At 41.8% G+C, this 18,154-nt stretch carries 18 protein-coding genes; 13 read left to right on the forward strand and 5 right to left on the reverse strand.

Annotated elements, in window-relative coordinates:
* The 4 genes from ilvN to SKC35_RS00880 all read left to right on the forward strand — a co-directional run bounded on the left by ilvN (nucleotide 1) and on the right by SKC35_RS00880 (nucleotide 4,016).
* Nucleotides 1-534, forward strand: a complete 534-nt coding sequence (gene ilvN, locus SKC35_RS00865) for an acetolactate synthase small subunit (RefSeq protein ID WP_377978396.1) — start codon at nucleotides 1-3, stop codon at nucleotides 532-534.
* Between the two features lie 33 nt (nucleotides 535-567).
* On the forward strand, nucleotides 568-1,611 hold the full coding sequence (gene ilvC, locus SKC35_RS00870; protein ID WP_130896031.1) for a ketol-acid reductoisomerase: 1,044 nt from the start codon (nucleotides 568-570) through the stop codon (nucleotides 1,609-1,611).
* Nucleotides 1,612-1,679: 68 nt separating this feature from the next.
* The gene (locus tag SKC35_RS00875) at nucleotides 1,680-2,663 is read left to right on the forward strand and encodes a pyridoxal-phosphate dependent enzyme (RefSeq protein WP_377977625.1); all 984 of its coding nucleotides are present in this window, start codon (nucleotides 1,680-1,682) and stop codon (nucleotides 2,661-2,663) included.
* Nucleotides 2,664-2,876: 213 nt separating this feature from the next.
* On the forward strand, nucleotides 2,877-4,016 hold the full coding sequence (locus SKC35_RS00880) for a 2-isopropylmalate synthase (protein ID WP_377977626.1): 1,140 nt from the start codon (nucleotides 2,877-2,879) through the stop codon (nucleotides 4,014-4,016).
* A 207-nt stretch (nucleotides 4,017-4,223) separates the two neighbouring features.
* Here the strand turns inward: SKC35_RS00880 and SKC35_RS00885 are convergent, their stop codons facing one another.
* On the reverse strand, nucleotides 4,224-5,288 hold the full coding sequence (locus SKC35_RS00885) for a mechanosensitive ion channel family protein (RefSeq protein ID WP_377977627.1): 1,065 nt from the start codon (nucleotides 5,286-5,288) through the stop codon (nucleotides 4,224-4,226).
* 110 nt (nucleotides 5,289-5,398) lie between these two features.
* Here SKC35_RS00885 and SKC35_RS00890 point away from each other — a divergent pair, with 110 nt between their 5' ends.
* Both SKC35_RS00890 and lptC read left to right on the forward strand, forming a co-directional pair.
* A complete protein-coding gene (locus SKC35_RS00890) occupies nucleotides 5,399-6,706 on the forward strand; it encodes a hypothetical protein (protein WP_377977628.1) in 1,308 nt (435 codons plus the stop codon).
* A gap of 9 nt (nucleotides 6,707-6,715) precedes the next feature.
* Nucleotides 6,716-7,258 carry an LPS export ABC transporter periplasmic protein LptC gene (lptC, locus tag SKC35_RS00895; protein WP_377977629.1) on the forward strand — a complete coding sequence of 181 codons (543 nt, stop codon included), beginning with the start codon at nucleotides 6,716-6,718 and terminating at the stop codon, nucleotides 7,256-7,258.
* On the opposite strand, the gene SKC35_RS00900 is transcribed toward lptC, so the two are convergent.
* From SKC35_RS00900 to recN, 4 genes are all read right to left on the reverse strand, one after another.
* Nucleotides 7,255-7,623, reverse strand: coding sequence for a c-type cytochrome (locus SKC35_RS00900; protein ID WP_377977630.1), 369 nt, complete (start codon nucleotides 7,621-7,623; stop codon nucleotides 7,255-7,257). The two genes, lptC and SKC35_RS00900, sit on opposite strands and share 4 nt — an antisense overlap.
* Before the next feature lie 107 nt (nucleotides 7,624-7,730).
* Nucleotides 7,731-8,345, reverse strand: a complete 615-nt coding sequence (locus SKC35_RS00905; protein ID WP_377977631.1) for an SCO family protein — start codon at nucleotides 8,343-8,345, stop codon at nucleotides 7,731-7,733.
* Nucleotides 8,320-8,700, reverse strand: a complete 381-nt coding sequence (locus tag SKC35_RS00910) for a hypothetical protein (RefSeq protein WP_377977632.1) — start codon at nucleotides 8,698-8,700, stop codon at nucleotides 8,320-8,322. The genes SKC35_RS00905 and SKC35_RS00910 overlap by 26 nt, the downstream gene beginning before the upstream one ends.
* Complete coding sequence (recN, locus tag SKC35_RS00915; protein WP_377977633.1) at nucleotides 8,697-10,358, reverse strand: DNA repair protein RecN; 1,662 nt, start codon at nucleotides 10,356-10,358, stop codon at nucleotides 8,697-8,699. Before recN ends, SKC35_RS00910 begins: the two co-directional genes overlap by 4 nt.
* A 143-nt stretch (nucleotides 10,359-10,501) precedes the next feature.
* Here recN and sucD point away from each other — a divergent pair, with 143 nt between their 5' ends.
* The 7 genes from sucD to porM all read left to right on the forward strand — a co-directional run bounded on the left by sucD (nucleotide 10,502) and on the right by porM (nucleotide 18,152).
* The gene (gene sucD / locus SKC35_RS00920; protein WP_130896041.1) at nucleotides 10,502-11,380 is read left to right on the forward strand and encodes a succinate--CoA ligase subunit alpha; all 879 of its coding nucleotides are present in this window, start codon (nucleotides 10,502-10,504) and stop codon (nucleotides 11,378-11,380) included.
* Between the two features lie 69 nt (nucleotides 11,381-11,449).
* The gene (locus SKC35_RS00925) at nucleotides 11,450-12,565 is read left to right on the forward strand and encodes a hypothetical protein (RefSeq protein WP_377977634.1); all 1,116 of its coding nucleotides are present in this window, start codon (nucleotides 11,450-11,452) and stop codon (nucleotides 12,563-12,565) included.
* A 93-nt stretch (nucleotides 12,566-12,658) separates the two neighbouring features.
* Nucleotides 12,659-13,438, forward strand: coding sequence for a uroporphyrinogen-III synthase (locus SKC35_RS00930; RefSeq protein WP_130896043.1), 780 nt, complete (start codon nucleotides 12,659-12,661; stop codon nucleotides 13,436-13,438).
* An 85-nt stretch (nucleotides 13,439-13,523) separates the two neighbouring features.
* Nucleotides 13,524-14,492 carry a PorP/SprF family type IX secretion system membrane protein gene (locus tag SKC35_RS00935; protein ID WP_377977635.1) on the forward strand — a complete coding sequence of 323 codons (969 nt, stop codon included), beginning with the start codon at nucleotides 13,524-13,526 and terminating at the stop codon, nucleotides 14,490-14,492.
* A 154-nt stretch (nucleotides 14,493-14,646) separates the two neighbouring features.
* The gene (gene porK / locus SKC35_RS00940; RefSeq protein ID WP_377977636.1) at nucleotides 14,647-15,786 is read left to right on the forward strand and encodes a T9SS ring complex lipoprotein PorK/GldK; all 1,140 of its coding nucleotides are present in this window, start codon (nucleotides 14,647-14,649) and stop codon (nucleotides 15,784-15,786) included.
* 33 nt (nucleotides 15,787-15,819) lie between these two features.
* Nucleotides 15,820-16,557, forward strand: a complete 738-nt coding sequence (porL, locus tag SKC35_RS00945; protein ID WP_377977637.1) for a type IX secretion system motor protein PorL/GldL — start codon at nucleotides 15,820-15,822, stop codon at nucleotides 16,555-16,557.
* 2 nt (nucleotides 16,558-16,559) lie between these two features.
* Nucleotides 16,560-18,152, forward strand: coding sequence for a type IX secretion system motor protein PorM/GldM (gene porM, locus SKC35_RS00950; RefSeq protein ID WP_377977638.1), 1,593 nt, complete (start codon nucleotides 16,560-16,562; stop codon nucleotides 18,150-18,152).
* Nucleotides 18,153-18,154 lie beyond the last annotated feature (2 nt).

Consider the following 18,154-nt stretch of genomic DNA (forward strand, 5'->3'; position numbering starts at 1 on the left):
TTGACGAATTATACCATATCCATTTTTACAATGAACACGGTCGGTTTATTAAATCGAATCACGATCATTTTTACGCGTCGCCGGGTAAATATTGAGAGTTTGACGGTTTCTGAGACAGAGCGTAAAGGCGTATCTCGTTTTACGATTGTGATTAAACAGGAGAACAGGGAATTTGTAGAAAAATTAGTTCGCCAAATCCGTAAAGTAACCGACGTTCTAGCGGTATTTGGTTACCTAGATGACGAAATCGTGTTCAACGAAATCGGCTTATTTAAGATTGCCACACCGCTTGGAGGAACTCCAGTGGATGTGAAGACGATTAATTTAGATTGGAATGCGAAAATTGTGCACTTTGGCCTAGATTATGTAGTGGTAGAAAAGAATGGATCGGAAGAAGAAATTCAGGAGTTTTATACCTATTTGAAAAAATGGGAAATATTAGAGTACGTTAAGTCTGGTCGTGTTGCCGTGGGTAAAACGGAGAAAGGCTTAGTAGAGTTTTTGCCGGAAGAAGGCAATTGGGAAATCGTATAATCGAACAAAGAATATAAATTAAATAACAAAAAAATGGCAAAGATTAATTTCGGTGGAGTTGTTGAAGACATCGTAACAAGAGAAGAGTTTCCATTAGAGAAAGCTAGACAAGTATTAGCAGATCAAACGATCGCTGTGATCGGATATGGAGTTCAAGGTCCAGGACAAGCGTTAAACATGAAAGACAATGGTCTAAATGTAATCGTAGGTCAACGTAAAGGTAAAACGTATGACAAAGCTGTCGCTGACGGTTGGGTTCCAGGTGTGACTTTATTTGAAATCGAAGAAGCTTTGGAAAAAGGAACGATCATTTGTTACCTACTTTCAGATGCCGCTCAAATCGAATTATGGCCTACAGTGAAGAAATATTTGACGGCTGGAAAGTCTCTTTATTTCTCTCACGGTTTTGGTATCACGTACAAAGAGAAAACAGGAATCGTTCCTCCAGCAGATGTGGACGTATTCTTAGCTGCACCTAAAGGTTCAGGTACTTCATTACGTCGTTTATTCGTAGCGGGTAAAGGTTTGAACTCTTCGTTCGCTGTTTACCAAGATGCAACAGGAAAAGCGCGTGAGAAATGTATCGCGATGGCGATTGGTGTAGGTTCAGGCTATTTATTCGAAACGGATTTCTACAAAGAAGTAACGTCTGACTTAACAGGTGAGCGTGGAACATTAATGGGAGCTATCCAAGGTATCTTCGCTGCACAATACGACGTATTACGCGCGAACGGTCACTCTCCATCTGAAGCATTCAACGAAACAGTAGAGGAATTGACGCAATCGTTAATGCCATTAGTTGCTGAAAATGGAATGGACTGGATGTATGCTAACTGTTCTACAACGGCACAACGTGGTGCATTGGATTGGTGGAAGCCTTTCCGTGATGCTACTAAGCCTGTATTTGAGCAATTATACAACTCAGTGAAAACACAAGCAGAAGCAGAGCGTTCGATTACGTTGAATTCTCAGCCGGATTACCGCGTGAAATTAGATGCTGAATTGAAAGAAATGGCAGATATGGAAATGTGGAGAGCTGGTGCTGCGGTACGTAGCTTACGTCCAGAGAATAACTAATTTTTTCTAGTGTTTGAAAAAGGGTAGACAAGTGATTGTCTACCCTTTTTTTGTTAATTTTGGGGCGCATGGAATTCAACAAACTACAACACGTTCCTAGCGTCATAGAAATAAAACAAGTAGCGGAGCAGCTAAAAGGGGTCATCTCAGAGACACCTTTAGAATTCTCGGCCTCTCTTTCTGCGCGCTATGGGGCAAATATCTATTTAAAGCGCGAAGATTTGCAGGTCGTTCGCTCCTATAAAATTAGGGGAGCCTACCACAAAATCTCCAACATTCCCTCGGAGTTAAAATCGAAAGGGGTGGTGGCTGCCTCTGCAGGTAACCATGCGCAAGGAGTTGCTTTAGCCTGTGCTTTACTCGGAATTCAAGCGCACATTTTTATGCCTAAGTCGACGCCGCTTCAAAAAGTGGAGGCAGTTCGTTTTTTCGGTAAAGAAAAAGTGCGCATTTATTTGGTAGGAGAGACCTATGATGAGGCATTTACGGCTTCACGTAAATTCTGTGAGACGAATGGCGCGATTTATATTCCCCCTTTTGATGATTTTGACATCATTGCGGGTCAAGCCACGGTGACCTTGGAGATTTTGGATACGTTGGTTCCTGACTTTCTGTTTGTGGCGATAGGTGGAGGTGGCTTGGCTGCAGGGGCTTCGTTAGTTTTGCCTCCCTCGACATCCCTCATAGGGGTGGAGCCGGCTGGGGCGCCATCCATGCAGCAGAGTTTGGCGGCTTCGGAAGTAGTGGTGTTGGAGGAAATTGATCGTTTTGTGGATGGTGCCTCAGTCAAGCAAGTGGGGGCAAAGACGTTTGCTATCTGCCAAAAAGGCTTGTCGCGCATGTTGACTGTTTCGAAGAAGGATTTATGCCAAACCATGTTAGATCTCTATGCCCTAGGCAGTATGATCGTAGAACCAGCTGGCGCTTTAAGTGTCGCTGGACTCGAGGAAATGGCGGAGGAAATCAAGGGGAAAACGGTCGTTTGTGTCATCTCTGGTGGAAATTTCGATCCAAAACGCTTTCCAGAGATCAAATCTCTTGCCTCGGCTTAAAAAAATCTAAAATTTTATATTCTGGCGCCGTTTTGTATTTTAGATTAATGTTCTTTAATATGATACATTATTAGATTATTTATAGTTTTTTAGTCTGAAATTTATTTCATCTAAGATTAATAATCTATACTCTATACTCTGTCATCTCTAATTTCCTTGTTTACAAGGGTAATTAGCCGTAATTTCACAACGAAATAAAACACCTAAAACAAGATGAGTAACCGCATTCAGATTTTTGATACTACCTTACGCGACGGCGAACAAGTTCCCGGCTGTCAATTAAACCGAGAGGAAAAAGTAGAAGTTGCTTTACAACTTGAGTTGTTAGGTGTGGATATCATTGAGGCGGGTTTTCCCATCTCATCTCCGGGTGATTTTGCCTCAGTTCAAGCCATTTGTGACGCTGTGAAGGAGCCTACGGTTTGTGCTCTAACTCGTGCCAAAAAAGAAGATATCGACGCAGCCGTTGCTGCCTTGAAAACGGCTCGCAAACCTCGTATTCATACAGGAATTGGTTCTTCAGATGTACATATCAAGCATAAATTTAATTCGACACGCGAGGAAATTATCGAGCGTGGCGTTTGGGCTGTGAAGTATGCCAAATCCTTTGTAGAAGACGTCGAGTTCTTCGCGGAAGATGCGGGTCGTGCTGACTTAGCCTTCTTAGCACAATTAACACGCGAAGTAATCAAAGCGGGTGCGACAGTCGTTAATCTTCCCGATACGACGGGTTATCTATTGCCGCACGTCATGCACGAGCGGATCAAATATTTATACGAAAATGTAGATAACATTCATTTGGCTACGATTTCGATGCACAATCACAACGATTTAGGTTTAGCTACGGCGAACACGATTGCTGGAATTCAGGCAGGTGCTCGCCAAGTCGAAGTAACGATCAATGGAATAGGGGAGCGGGCTGGAAATACGTCTTTGGAAGAAATTGCGATGATCCTAAACGTGCATAAGGATTTAGGATTTACAACGGGAATTAAGCCCAAATATTTATACCCTACGAGTACCTTAGTGTCTAATTTAATGGGCATGCACGTGCAGCCTAATAAGGCAGTTGTGGGAGCAAACGCATTCGCGCATTCATCTGGAATCCACCAAGATGGTTTCCTGAAGCACGCACAAAACTATGAGATCATGAATCCGGAAGATGTAGGTGTTTCCTCGTCTGCGATTTTATTGACCTCTCGTTCTGGCCGCGCCGCGTTGCGTCACCGTTTAACTTTATTAGGGTTTGATTTCGAAAAACCAGAATTAGACAAGATCTATACTCGCTTCTTGTTGATGGCAGATGAAAGGAAGATGATTCATGATGAGGATCTCCGTGAGTTGATTGGATAAAACAAAATTCTAAATCGTGCTGCGCAATGATTTTTGAATTTTATTTTTTCCAATCTCCTCTCTATAATCTCTAATCTGAGTAGAGCGAAGCGATACGATAATTAAAAAAGGGAACCCTGGTTCCCTTTTTTAATGCCATCTCTATACTTAAATCTCTAATCTATACTCTATAATCTATACTCTCCTCTCTCCACTCTCTTGCGGCCGCTACGACCTCGCCATCACGATCTTCTCCTTCTCCAACACCTTTAATATCCCCAGATTAATGGATTGTTTCGTAGCTTGAAACTTGGCGAAGTCCTTGGTTTGGACAAAATACGTCACCGAAATATCAATGGAATAGGCTCCAAATCCTTCTAGGATTACTCTTGGTATTTTTTTCTTACAAAGCGGTTCTTCTTGAATGAAACTTTCAATAGCGGCTATGGCCTTCTCAATTTGTGCAGGCTTTGTAGAAAGCTCGCATAGAATCGTATATTTCGCTCTTCTGTAATCGCGTTCGCTCATGTTTTCGAGTGACTGCGAAGTAAGTAAGCGATTGGGTACTAAAATTAAATTACCATCTGCGCTGCGGATTCGTGTACTTCTAAATCCAATTTTCTCGATATCCCCGCTGATGGATCCTATTTGGATATTGTCACCTACGACGAATGGGAGGTCAAGGAAGATGGTGAAAGAGGCAAATAAATTCTCCAGTGTTTCGCGTGCGGCTAAAGCAAGGGCTAAACCTCCGATTCCAAGTCCTGTTATGAGGGCAACTACGTCTACTTCAAAAATACGACCCAGGAAAACAAATCCTGAGGCCGTAATAATAAAGACCATGGAAAGGTCGTTTAGGAATGGAATGAATTGCTGTTTGGATTTTTGGTCAGCGCCATTCCATTTTTCTTGTGCGACCATAATGACCACTTTCATTAAGCGAACGATGATCCAAGTGATAGTGAAAATGACGGCAGATTCGAAGCCCTTTTTGGCAAAATAAAGCAATCCTGAATTTTCAATAGGCTCTAAGTTCCAAATGCTGGGAGCATGTAGGTTTTTGACAGCAAAATAGAAGAAAATCCAAAAAATGAGTAGTTCAAACGGTTTGCGAATAAGTTGAACGCAGTCCTGAATGGAAATAGATTCGTCCGGAATAAAGCGAAATACGATTTTCGAAAAGGAGTTAGAGAAAAAACGTTTTAGTATAAAACCTATCAGAATAATACCTCCGAAAAGGAGTAAATCCCATGCCGAATTGTCTAAATAGATCGCGTTTTTTAATTCCTCCATCGTGTGCTTTATTATTATTGACCTCAAATATAGCTAATAACTTAGTCGAATGTGAAATAAAATTACGACCTTTACACACTAGTATTCCCAAAAGGGAGGATTTTAATTTTATGAATTTTATTTCTTTGAATCAGCCTACAACCCTTCTGAAAACGCTTCGTTCTCTACTAATCGTCTTGTTTTTATCGTCAGCTCCTGCTGTATATGCACAAACAATTTTGAATTCACCTTACTCTTATTTAGGGATGGGGGAGATTCAAAAAAGTGAGAACGTGACGAATATGATGATGGGCGGCATCGGTGTTTCTAATTCAAATGGGATCTATACCAATGTAGTTAATCCAGCCTTATTAGCTCGTAATCGTTGGACAAATTTAGAAGTGGGCGTTAATACAGAATATAAAACCTTACAAGATTACCGTCAGCAACAGAAGGTTTTTGGAGGTAATTACCAATCCTTGAATTTGACATTACCGATTACAAGTCGCTGGACGATGTCCGTAGGAATTCGCCCACACTCTGCGGTAGAATACGAAACAAGGTCGTATCGTCGTTTGAATTTATTAGGCGTAGATAGTTTGATTTATAGCTACAAAGGTAGCGGTGGCGTGAGTAAAGTGTCTATTTCGAATGGTGTTCGAGTTTACAAAGAGTTGTATGTAGGCTTACAAATGGACTACTTGTTTGGTCAAGTGAACCGGAATGTAGCTACTCAAAACATGTCTGATGGACAGTATTACAAGGTGCAATTAGAGGATTTGACTTCTTATTCTGATTTTCAATTCAAGGCAGGCTTTGCCTATAGAGCTAAGTTAAAGCCAGATATGTTCTTGAATCTAGGTGCGACTTTAGATTTGAACTCCTCTTTAAATGCTAAACAAGTGAAGCGTTTTGCCACTATGGATCTTTCAGGTCTAACGGTGATTAATGCGGATACTTTAGAGAAATCCACGGCTTTTGTTCAGCAAATTCCGGTTGCAAAGCGTTTTGGCGTAAGTATTGAGAAAGCTGCAAAATGGATGATAGGTGTTGATTACACCTACACAGATTGGAGTAAGGTGAATAATAATTTGGGCCGCTCGGCTACCTTGCCTGCTTCCCATAAAGTATCTGTGGGTGGGGAATATACACCAGATGTGGAATCCGTTTCAAGTTACATAAAACGCACAACGTATCGTTTTGGTGCTTCTTATGAGAAGACTCCCTATGATTTCTTAGGAAATGGTAATTATGCTGTAGATAAGAATTTGAGTCTGGGAATCGCTTTTCCACTTCGGAATTTATCCTTCTTAAATATCGCTTACCAAGTGGGTCGTCGTGGTTTGATCACGGAAAATGGGATGGAGGAGCAATACCACCGTTTGACTTTAGGTTTGACCTTTAGTGATCTTTGGTTCCAAAAGCAGAAAATCAACTAATTTTCTCCAATGCGCAATTCGAGCTTACTCTTTTTGCTCTTCATTACTAGCACTATTTTTTCCTGTCGTGAAAAAGCGGATGATTCGAAGGCTGTCTATGTAGGACCTAAGTCAGAATTGTTTGGCATAGATATGGTGTATTCTGATTCAGCAAGAAAGGTAGTCAGGATGGTCACAGAGGAGCAGTTAACCTTGTCTTCAGAAGATCGGGTTTACCCGAAAGAAATGAAGCTTTGGTTTTATGATAAAACGGGTAAAATTACTTCTGAAGTTCGGGGGGATTCAGCCCATTTTTATCGCCAAAAAAACACCTACAAACTCATCGGCCACGTGGTTATCCACAATATCGAAAAAGGTGAAACATTAAAAACGGATGAATTCAATTGGTTGCCAGTGGAAAAGCGTATTTTCACGGACAAGGCGGTTCAATTGAGAACGCGAACCGAATTAGTCAATGGGGTAGGACTCGATGCCGCCCAAGATTTCTCTTCCTATTCTTTGCGTAAAGTCCGAAATTCTGTGGTAGCCGTCGAAGGAATGCCTACGAATTAACGGCAATTTAGCAAGGCTATTTTCACGCTATCTGCCGGATAGATTTGCTTTTTACCTCCCCATTTTTCCCGCATATAGGTCATTAGTTCGGCAATATCTAAGGCTTGCAGTTTCGCATTAGCAGGCATAAAACCATTTCCCTTTTTCCCATTTTTTAGCAAGCAGGCCAAAGCCTCTGGGCTTAATTTTGTTTGTTGAATAGACGGATACAAATCCCGTAACCCTGATCCATCTGCCTGGTGGCAATTTTCACAATGGGTTTTATATAAGGCCATACCTTCAACTGAATATTGTTGTTGGGTGATTTCCTCTTTGCTTTGGCAAGAGAAAAAAAATGGGGTGATTAGAAGAAGTAAGTATTTCATATTTTTTTAAGATTATAGAGAGGAGAGTATAGAGCAGAGATAAAAAATACTCTCTACTCTATACTCTCTAATCTATTTTAAAAGAGCAGTAAAATCCCTTAGGGATTTTACTGCTCTTTTAAAAGCACTTCCATATCCTCCAACAAATGATTAACCTCCGTTTCCACGGTGCCATCATAAATGCCACGAACATGTCTATTTTTATCTACTAATATAAAGGCGCCGCTGTGGACAAATCCACCAGCCTCGTTTGGGTCTTCTTGCGCAGAAACCATATAGCTTTTTTGGCCTAAGGTATAAATGGCAGCCTTGTTCCCTGTTAAAAAGTTCCATTTAGGGGCTTTCACTTGTAATCGTGCAGCATAATCCTGTAGGACGGACGTGTTGTCGAAATCAGGGTCAATACTGTGTGAAATGATGCGAACCTCGTCACGCTCTTTGTAACGCTCATAAATGCGTAGCATTTGGGTTTTCATTTTAGGGCAAATGGTAGGGCAGGTAGTGAAAAAGAAATCAGCTACATACACTTTGCCTGCCACGTCTTTTTCGGTTACCAGGACTGAATCTTGATTTAGGAAATGAAACGCAGGTATTTGGTGGTATACCGTGTCACCTTTCGCATTCACTGTTTTAGGGCCCAGGAATGGCAATTTCTTCTCTTGGGAACAAGAGAAGAGGATCACAGAAAGTAATAAACTAAGGACGGTATTTTTGTGCAACATGTAAAGTAGAATCTGTCAGTTGTTGAAGTTCAGTTAATTGCGTGTATTGGTTCTTGAGGTAAATCACCTTGGTATTTACATCCATTTTGCCCAAACTATCAATGGAGAACTGGTGCATCCAATCCATCATTGATTTATCAGCTTTATCTAAAGAACTAATTAGTTTACGAACGTGCGTGGAATCGGCACCCGTTGAAAGGCTGTCTAATTTTGTTTTCAGGGAAACGATTTGTTCTGTCTTAGGCATTAATACATCGTGTAATCCGAGGACTTTAGCTTGTAATTCTTCGCTGAGTTTTTCTTCTGCTTGTGAACAGCCTAGCAATAGAAGGCTGAGCGCGATAAACTTTTTCATTCGTGTGATTGGATTAAATTTCGAACATTATCGAGTAAATCACGGTAGCCTTGTTGACCACCGATCATTTTGGCGATTTCTTCTACACGTTCCTCTTCTCTTAACTCACGAAGGTTAGAAACAGTTTTCGATCCCGCGTGATCTTTGTAGACAAACCAGTGTTTGGATCCCGCCGCTGCGATTTGGGGAAGGTGGGTGATGGCGATGATTTGGTGTCCTTGACTCATTTGACTGAGCATTTGTCCCATTTTAATGGCGATTTCTCCGGAAACACCGGTATCGATTTCGTCCAAAATCAACGTAGGCAAGGCTCTTTTCTTCGCCAACAAATGCTTAATCGAAAGCATTAAGCGACTCATCTCGCCTCCTGAAGCAATTTGCTTGAATGGTTTAGGGGCTAAACCTTTGTTCGCAGAGAAAAGTAGCTGAATTTTATCTGAGCCGTTCGCGGCTAGTTCTTTGGCCATCATCTCCCAGGCCAAATTCGCATTCGGAATACCTAAGGATTGTAAGGAAACGACGAGCGAAGTGGATATCGCGTCTAAAACGGCAGAGCGAGAAGAGGATAGGGCAGCTGCTGCTGATGTGGCTATTATAAAATCGGCGTCCACACGTTCCCGTGCGTCTGCTATCAACGTGTCCATCGATGAAAATTGAGATAATCGCAAATCGAGTGAATCAACTAATTCGATTAATTCGGTAATCGTGGACGCTTGGTATTTTTGCAATAAACGATTAAGCAAGTCTAATCGTTTCTGTTTTTGTTCTAATTCTATGGGATCGTAAACGAAATCTTCCGCCTCGCCTTCAACTTCAGCACCTAAATCTTTTAATTCGATCCAAATGGATTCGATGCGTGTTTTCCAGTCCGCAAAAGTGGAACCCCATTTGCTCAATGCGGTAGCTTGTTGCAATGCAATTCTACTCTGATGTAGCGCTGAAACTTCTGAGACGCTAAGTGCCTGCGCTAAAACGGCCAGTTTCTCCTGGATTTGTTCCGCGTTTTGCAGTTTTTGTACGGCCGTATCCAATACTTCGTATTCGCCCTCTTTTAGCTGTGCCTTACTCAATTCATCAAATTGAAATTGGATGAAATCTAATTCTTGGGTTCCTTTAGTGGATTCTTGTTCTAAGGCACGCAAGGCAGAAATACTAGATGACCAGGTGGAATAGGCAGAAATGTACGATTTTCTTAATCCCTCATTCTGCGCATAAGCGTCTACCATATCCAGCGTAAAATCCGGATGGGACATCCACCACGTATCTTGCTGGGAATGTATATCGACTAATTCGTTTCCGATTCGCTTTAAGGTTTCGAGTGTAACAGGCGTGTCATTGACGAAACTGCGAGATTTTCCTTGTGGGTTGATTTCTCGGCGGATCAAGCAAGGTTCCTCGAAATCGATTTCTTCTTCCTCAAAAACGGTTTGTAAATGCGGAAAATTCACGAGTGAAAATTGGCCTTCAATAATACATTTTTTGGTGGCATCGAAGAGGCTTTTGCTGTCCGCTCTTTGGCCTAATAATAAGGAAATGGCACCTAATAAGATGGATTTTCCGGCACCCGTTTCCCCGGTAATCACCGTCAATCCACCTGTCAAATGCAGGTCGAGCTGTTCGATCAACGAGTAGTTTTGGATATGAAGGTGCTTCAACATAGGAAAGGCATCAAAGTTCGAATTTACGCAAAAAAAATTGTTCGCATTTTTATTTCGTCTATCAATCAGGATTTTGATAATTTTTATCAATATTTTGTACCTTTGGAAAAATTTTTCGCCTACGTTATTATAACCCCTACGAAATGAGTGTTTTAGTAAATAAGAATTCAAAAATTATTGTTCAAGGTTTCACCGGAACTGAAGGATCTTTCCACGCGGAGCAAATGATCGCTTACGGAACCCAAGTGGTAGGTGGTGTTACACCCGGAAAAGGTGGCGCTAAGCACTTAGATCGCCCTATTTTTAATACAGTAGCAGATGCAGTTGCTTCTACAGGAGCTGATACATCAATCATTTTCGTTCCACCAGCATTTGCTGCGGATGCGATCATGGAAGCTGCGGATGCAGGAATTAAAGTCATTATTTGTATCACGGAGGGTATCCCTACGAAAGATATGATTGTGGCGAAAGAATATATCTCGAACTTCGAGACTCGTTTAATCGGACCTAACTGCCCAGGCGTTATGACGGCTGACGAATGTAAAGTAGGTATCATGCCAGGCTTTATCTTCCAAAAAGGTCGTGTAGGTATCGTTTCTAAATCAGGAACGTTAACGTACGAAGCGGTAGATCAATTAACAAAAGCAGGTTTAGGCCAAACAACGGCGATCGGTATCGGTGGTGACCCTATCATCGGGACAACAACGAAAGAGGCAGTTGAATTATTAATGAACGACCCAGAAACAGAAGGTATCGTGATGATCGGTGAGATTGGTGGCGGTATGGAAGCGGAAGCGGCTCGTTGGATTAAAGCAGATGGTAACCGCAAGCCAGTCGTTGGTTTTATTGCTGGCCAAACCGCTCCCAAAGGACGTCGTATGGGTCACGCAGGTGCGATCATCGGTGGTGCTGATGATACAGCAGAAGCGAAGATGAAGATTATGCAAGAGTGTGGAATCCACGTAGTTTACTCTCCAGCTGATATTGGCGAGACGATGATCAAAGCTTTGGCATCTAAATAAATCGAAATAAATCAAGGAATGATTCCTTTCTTCTTAAAATCTGCTCATCTGATTCCTTCGCGGAAAACGATGAGCAGATTTTTTTTATGGGCTTTATTACTCCTAGCGGGAACCAGTCAGGCCGCTTGGAAGAAGGTCTATTCCTTTGAGCGTGATTGGTTAGTGTACCAGGAGGCCTGGAAAAGTTTCTTGCCCTATGTCTCTTCGAAGCATTATACGTATCATTCGAAGTCCTTGGAATTGCATCCACAGGATTTCCCCAAAGCCTATCTAGCCATCCACCCCAAAGAAAATTACCACCTCTTTCTGCAAGGCACCTTGTTTAAGGCCATCAAGAAAGGGGAGACCTTTCGATTGCCGCTGGATAGTTTGAAGAGCCAGGTTATTTTAACAGTGTACTCCGAGAATCTGGAGGGATTGCCAAGCGAATTTGTCTTAGAGCGCGATGAATTAGTGACTACGCAGGGGAAAGCGGATTTTTTCTCGCTAGAAACGCGCTCCGGTTCAGTCTATTCGAATTTTTTTCTGTTGAGTTTTCTAGTCCTATTATTTTGTTTAGGCTTGCTCTATGCAGCTTATCCACGTATTTTTGCTTCCTTTTTCCGCTATTCAGATTGGATTCGTTGGGAGGTCAAAGATGAGGTTTGGATGCGGCGCCCGTTTGCCCTGCCTAATTTATTGGTTTTGTTTACGCTCAGTTTGTTAATCAGTTGTCTCGCTTTTTTGACAGGGATGAAGTCGGTGGTCAAAGAAGAATTTTTTAGTAACTCGGAGAATTTTATCCATTTTTGGCCTAGTCTGCTGTTTATTTTCTCCAAACTAGGTCTTTCCTTCTTACTTTTCCTATCTCGCTTTTTTGTCTACTACCTTTTTACGGATCTATTTAAATTAAAAGGTTTAGCAAACGTGCACTATTTCAAATCATTGCAAACAAACCTGCAATTTTTTGTCGCCTTGTTTACCTTTTTGAGTTTTTACGCCATCTATGTAGGGCCAGCCACACCTATGGACTTTACGTACATTCGCTATTTAGTGGATGCTTATTTCGTGCTGCGTTTTTTCTATTTTTTCCAATCCTTTCGTCGGAGCTTTTCCTACAACCAACTGTTCTTATTTACCTACCTCGTGATCATCGAAGGGCAGATTATCTTGTTTGGTATCAGGGAATTAATTTTTCCAGGTTAACATTTAGTGCAGGATAATCTTCTGTCAAAAAATGTCGTATATTTGCACTCTGAATTTTAAGACTGGTGTTTTTCCGGTCCAAATTGTATGATTATGAGTAAAACTGCAACCGAAGAAACGAGTCGTTTAAAGAAAGTAAAGAGTATTCTAGTGACACAATCTGCCCCTGCAGATGCGAAATCACCATACTTTGAGATTGAAAAAAAGTACAACGTGAAGGTAGATTTCAGACCGTTCATCGAAGTGCAAGGTATTGCTTATAAGGATTTTAGAAAGCAAAAAATTGAAATCCTTCAACACACAGCCATCATTTTTACCAGTCGTCACGCGATTGATCACTTCTTCCGTATGTGCAAGGAGGCGAAAATCGAAGTGCCTACTGATATGAAATACTTCTGTATTACGGAGCAAACAGCGAATTATTTACAAAAATACATCGTCATTCGTAAGCGTAAAGTATTTACAGGAACGAAGACGGCCTTAGACCTTTTGGAGATCATCAAGAAACACAAGACGGAGAAATTCTTGTTCCCTTGCTCGAATAAGCGTCAAAAAGACCTTCCAGATTACATGGGCACAAACGACTTCCAATTAACGGAAGCAGTTATGTATGAAACGGTTTCAGCGGATTTATCTGATTTAGAGGAAGTTTTCTACGATGTGATTGCCTTCTTTAGTCCATCTGGGATCACGTCTTTATTCCATAATTTTCCTGACTTCAAGCAAAATAACACACGATTAGCTGCTTTTGGACCTACTACGGCACAAGCGGTCGTGGATGCAGGTTTAGTCGTGGACATTCAGGCTCCTATGCCGAATGCGCCATCCATGACCGGTGCCCTCGAACATTACATCAAGCAAGTAAATAAATAATAAAAAAGCCTCCATCGTTGAGGCTTTTTTATTATTTTTAGCCTACCTATTTTTCATCCAACGAATGACGCGTAAAACGAGGCTATTGAAGTGGTGCTTTTCCCTACCTGTAGGGGCCTTCTTCCTATTCATTGCTACGGCCTCATTCGCTCAACAAAGTCCTCAATTCAGTATTTTCTCGGCAAATTCGAATATAGTCAATCCGGCATTTTCGGGTTGGAAGTCGAATAATTACGTTGCTCTTCAAATCAGGGACCAATGGACCGGCTATACGACATCGAACGATGGTTCGGGTACTTTAGGGACGACTTGGTTGTCTGGTTCCTTTGGCATTAGCCCTAAAGGAGGTTTAGGTGTTCAGTTTTATTCCGATAAAACACCATCCGGTGTTTCTCAGCAATTAATACAATTCCAAGGAGCTTATCATCTAAGTAAGGGCAACGGAGTTTGGTCTTTTGGTCTGTCGCTTGGATTACAAACAAAGTCTTTCGATGGCCGCGTATTCCGCGTTAGAGATCCGAATGATCCATTGGCAACACTACTTTCTGGGTCAGCTGTTAGCCAAACACAGCCTGATTTTGGTTTAGGAGCGGTTTATTCGACAGATACTTGGCAGATTGGTTTCACTGCAGATCATTTGACAGCACCTACTTTTGATTTCAATGGTGGTACTGCATCGATGCCGCTAGATCGCGTATTTGCCTTACATGGAAGTGCGGAAGTTCCGCTTAGCGATTACTTTGATTTACTGCCTTATGCTTTGGTCCGTTATTATTCTGGCCAAATTGTCCCAGAAGGAGGTGCCAGAGTGTATTACAATAAACTAATTTATGCAGGAGCTGCCTATCGTAATGCGGATGCAGCGATGGGTTTAGTAGGAGTTTCTGTGCTGCAAAACAAATTAGATATTGGGTATGCTATCGATATTACAACGGCTAATTCATTGAATAAGAAGCCTTTGTCACATGAGGTATTTTTAAGGTTTCGAATTCCTGAAAGAACGATTCGCCAGAAGCCAGCACCCATCAGGACACCGCGGTTTAGGATTTTATAGAAGGCGCATGGAAAATTATTTTGAAACCTATCCGAATGTTAGAATATTCCTTTAAATTTGAGGAATTTGTTAATTCTGTGAGGGGATTATTTTTGATTATAGGCAATTTTTAATGGGCCATAACGTTTAGAAAAACAGAAATTTAAAAAGGTATATGAATTTTCATAATCTGAATAAGAAAGTAGTCTGGTTATTATCCCTGGTTATTTTGACCAGCATTTTAGCGAGCTGCGGTTCTAAAAGCAATACAGGTGGGAAGACATTAAGTTCTTCTAAGTCAACGAAGTCGAAGGGTTTAAAAGGGTTGTTTTTTAAGCCAGCGACAGAGGATCCAGGGGTTTTCAACGGCGAAATTGTAGCGGTAAACCGCAAAGGATGGTCTCAACCTACTCCTTTTGGAATGGTTCTAGTGCCTTCTGGTAGTTATTTAATGGGCCAAGGGGATGAGGATCCGTCTCGCTCTGCAATCAATTTTCCGCGTCGTGTGACTGTATCGGCCTTCTTTATGGATGATACAGAGATTACAAATTACGAATACCGTCAATTTGTGGAGTCCATTTTACGTGATTCCTTGTCTGTATTAGGTGAGACAAAAATTATGTCGGATTATTACCCTGATACGACGCGTTGGGCAGAAGATTTAAAAATGCCAGGTTATCAGACGCGTGATTTCACCTACGGTGATCCGATGACGGAGAACTATTTTTCTAGCCCTGCTTTTGATATGTATCCGGTGGTGGGCGTTAACTGGTCTGCAGCGAAGTATTTCTGCGATTGGCGTTCTAAATTGATGAATAGCTACCGTAAAACACAAGGTTTGGCTAATTTGCCTCGTTTCACTTTACCTACTGAATCAGAGTGGGAGTGGGCAGCTCGTGGTGGACGTGCTTCCGCGAAATATCCTTGGGGTAATCCTTATTTGTCAAATGCTAAAGGTTGTTTATTGGCTAATTTTAAACCTCACCGGGGTAATTACGATGCGGATGGCTATGAATATACAGCTCCGGCAAATGCCTATAGCCCGAATGATTATGGCTTATACAATATGGCTGGTAACGTGGCGGAGTGGTGCGAAGATGCATTTGAAGAAAATGCGTCAGCAGTTACTTGGGATTTGAACTCCATTAACCGAGATGCGAATAATCCACGTAAAGTGGTTCGCGGTGGTTCTTGGAAGGATATAGGCTACTATTTAGAAACAGGTACACGTACCTTTGAATTTGAGAAAAACAAAAGATCCTACGTAGGATTTAGATGTGTAATGCGTTACTTAGGACGCCCTGCATCCAGATAATTAAACCGAAATCTACTATTAAGAATTAACAAAATGGAAAAGTCGATTAATGTAATTGCCAGTTTTGGTGCCGCTATCGTTATTGTAGGAGCACTTTTTAAAATTTTGCACTGGACTGGTGCGAATGAGATGTTGATGGTGGGTATGTTTACGGAGGCCGCTATCTTTATTTTGTTTGGTGTTCTTTATTTGAAATCAAAAGAGGAAAAGCATTACGACTGGGAAAAAGTATATCCTGAATTGATGGGTGAAGCTCCTCGTCCCGCTGCGGCACGTCACACGGGTGATGTTCCTGGCTTAGATGCAGAGGCGGTGGCTCATTTAACGAAGAGCTTGAAATCTTTAACGGACACAGCGAACAGCTTGTCTGAGATTTCTAAAGCGACAGGTGCGACGCAAGATTTTGTTAAATCATTGAACTCTTCTGCAGAATCATTAGGTGGCTTGAACAAGTCGGTTTCTGAGGCTTCTCAATCGTTAGCGACTATTTCAGCTTCTTCATCAGAAGCAGCTAAGTATACACAAAATTATGCGAAGGCTGGAGAATCTTTGGAAAAATTAAACGCAGTGTACGAAGCGGAAATCCAAGAGGCAAGCAAGCACATGAAAGCGATTAATGGATTCTACGGAAACGTAAATTCAAGTGTTGAGCACATTGCTGCGACTCAAAAAGATGCAGAATTATTCAAGGCAGAATTAGCGAAATTAAACGCAAACATTCAATCCTTGAACCAGGTATATGGTAGTATGTTAACAGCTATGAAAGGCTAATTATGGCAAGTTTAAAAGAGACCCCCCGGCAGAAAATGATCGGGATGATGTATTTGGTATTAACGGCCTTGCTCGCGTTGCAGGTTAGTGATGCCTTATTACAGAAATTTGCCCTTTTGAATAGTAGTTTGGAAATGGCAAATCAATCATCCTTGAACAAAAGTAAAGGTATGGTGCAAGGAATCGAGGAGCGAATTAAAGACCTTCCGAATCCGGCAGCCTATGCTGATGTATTGAAAAAAGCCAATGAAGTGCGTCGTATTACGGATGCGTTGGTTGGTCACATTGAGAATGTGAAAGGCCAGGTATTAGAAGCGGCTGGTGGTATTGATCCAGAAACAGGTAATATCAAAAATCCGAAAGAAGAAGAGAAGATTTACGAAATAATGGTAGGTGGAACGAAACAAGGAGAAGCTTACAAGCTTGTTCCGATGTTTGACAAGTACCTAAAAGACCTTGCCGTTGCGGCTGACCCAGGGACAAAATTCCCGTCTTTAGCTTTATCTGCGAAAGATGATCCCATCGCAAGTAAGGATGCGAATCAAGCGAACAAGGATTTTGCAGAGTTGAATTTTGCGCAAACGCCAGTGGCTGCTGCTTTGGCAACCTTATCTCAAAAGCAATCAGAAATTCGCCGCTATGAGTCAGAAGTACTCAATCAATTAGCTGCTAAAGTAGGAGCGAAGGAGATTAAGTTTGACAAAGTGTTTGCCCAAGTTTCTGCGAATGCGAATACGGTGGTAGCCGGCATGGAATACCAAGCAGAAGTGTTTATTGCAGCGACTTCTAGTGGTTTTACTCCACGTATGAGCTATAACGGTTCTCCGCTACAAGTAGTGGATGGTCGTGGTCAAATCAAATTCAAAACTTCAGGTGGAGGATACGATGCGAATGGTTTAGCGAAGAAGACTTATACGGCATCTGTATCTTACATGAGCCCAGCGGGTCCTAAGACGGAATCAATTACCAAGGAATACTTTGTTTTAAAACCTACTTACAACATCGAAACGGGAACTTTGCCAGCGCTTTATTTAGGCTGTGCTAACCGTTTAAGCGTGGCGAGTGCGGGTTTAGGAGCGCTTTGGAACCCAAGTTTTACGGCTGAGGGTGGTGAGGCGATTGCTGGTTCTAATAAAGGTAAAGTAACGATTGTACCTACGGCTTCTACCGTAACGTTGAATGTAAACAATGCAGGTACTTTATTAGGTAAAGAAACATTTAGAGTGCGTCGTGTGCCAAGACCTGATATTAAGATCGTAGGAAGTAGCGGTGCGGAGTTGAATGATAAGAGTGGTGAAAATTCAGCTGGTTTACGTTTTGTGAATGCAAAGGCGATAGCTGATGAGTCATTTGCGGCAACGAATCCAGAAGATGCGAATTACCGTGTTTCTGAAATTGAAGTGGCATTAGCTCGTGGAACGAAGCGTGTGGCATCTATCACTTTGCCAGGTGGAGGATCCATTTCTTCACTAGCTGGTCAAGCGCAAGCGGGTGATCGCTACCGTATTGAAGTAAAAGGAGTACAACGTAAGAATTTCAAAGGAAGTGTGGAGACGATACCATTCTCGTTCGTCAAAGTTATTCCATTGAATTAATC

It is taken from the genome of Aquirufa originis, assembly GCF_042714495.1.
GTDB lineage: Bacteria > Bacteroidota > Bacteroidia > Cytophagales > Spirosomataceae > Aquirufa > Aquirufa originis.

What these genes read in the sequence shown, in the direction of transcription:
- SKC35_RS00900 (WP_377977630.1), bottom strand. Translation starts at nt 7,623, where the DNA reads ATGAAATACTTACTTCTTCTAATCACCCCATTTTTTTTCTCTTGCCAA.
- SKC35_RS00925 (WP_377977634.1), top strand. Translation starts at nt 11,450, where the DNA reads ATGAGCAGATTTTTTTTATGGGCTTTATTACTCCTAGCGGGAACCAGT.
- SKC35_RS00930 (WP_130896043.1), top strand. Translation starts at nt 12,659, where the DNA reads ATGAGTAAAACTGCAACCGAAGAAACGAGTCGTTTAAAGAAAGTAAAG.
- SKC35_RS00880 (WP_377977626.1), top strand. Translation starts at nt 2,877, where the DNA reads ATGAGTAACCGCATTCAGATTTTTGATACTACCTTACGCGACGGCGAA.
- recN (WP_377977633.1), bottom strand. Translation starts at nt 10,358, where the DNA reads ATGTTGAAGCACCTTCATATCCAAAACTACTCGTTGATCGAACAGCTC.
- SKC35_RS00885 (WP_377977627.1), bottom strand. Translation starts at nt 5,288, where the DNA reads ATGGAGGAATTAAAAAACGCGATCTATTTAGACAATTCGGCATGGGAT.
- lptC (WP_377977629.1), top strand. Translation starts at nt 6,716, where the DNA reads ATGCGCAATTCGAGCTTACTCTTTTTGCTCTTCATTACTAGCACTATT.
- porL (WP_377977637.1), top strand. Translation starts at nt 15,820, where the DNA reads ATGGAAAAGTCGATTAATGTAATTGCCAGTTTTGGTGCCGCTATCGTT.
- SKC35_RS00905 (WP_377977631.1), bottom strand. Translation starts at nt 8,345, where the DNA reads ATGTTGCACAAAAATACCGTCCTTAGTTTATTACTTTCTGTGATCCTC.
- SKC35_RS00875 (WP_377977625.1), top strand. Translation starts at nt 1,680, where the DNA reads ATGGAATTCAACAAACTACAACACGTTCCTAGCGTCATAGAAATAAAA.
- ilvC (WP_130896031.1), top strand. Translation starts at nt 568, where the DNA reads ATGGCAAAGATTAATTTCGGTGGAGTTGTTGAAGACATCGTAACAAGA.
- porK (WP_377977636.1), top strand. Translation starts at nt 14,647, where the DNA reads ATGAATTTTCATAATCTGAATAAGAAAGTAGTCTGGTTATTATCCCTG.
- sucD (WP_130896041.1), top strand. Translation starts at nt 10,502, where the DNA reads ATGAGTGTTTTAGTAAATAAGAATTCAAAAATTATTGTTCAAGGTTTC.
- SKC35_RS00890 (WP_377977628.1), top strand. Translation starts at nt 5,399, where the DNA reads ATGAATTTTATTTCTTTGAATCAGCCTACAACCCTTCTGAAAACGCTT.
- porM (WP_377977638.1), top strand. Translation starts at nt 16,560, where the DNA reads ATGGCAAGTTTAAAAGAGACCCCCCGGCAGAAAATGATCGGGATGATG.
- SKC35_RS00910 (WP_377977632.1), bottom strand. Translation starts at nt 8,700, where the DNA reads ATGAAAAAGTTTATCGCGCTCAGCCTTCTATTGCTAGGCTGTTCACAA.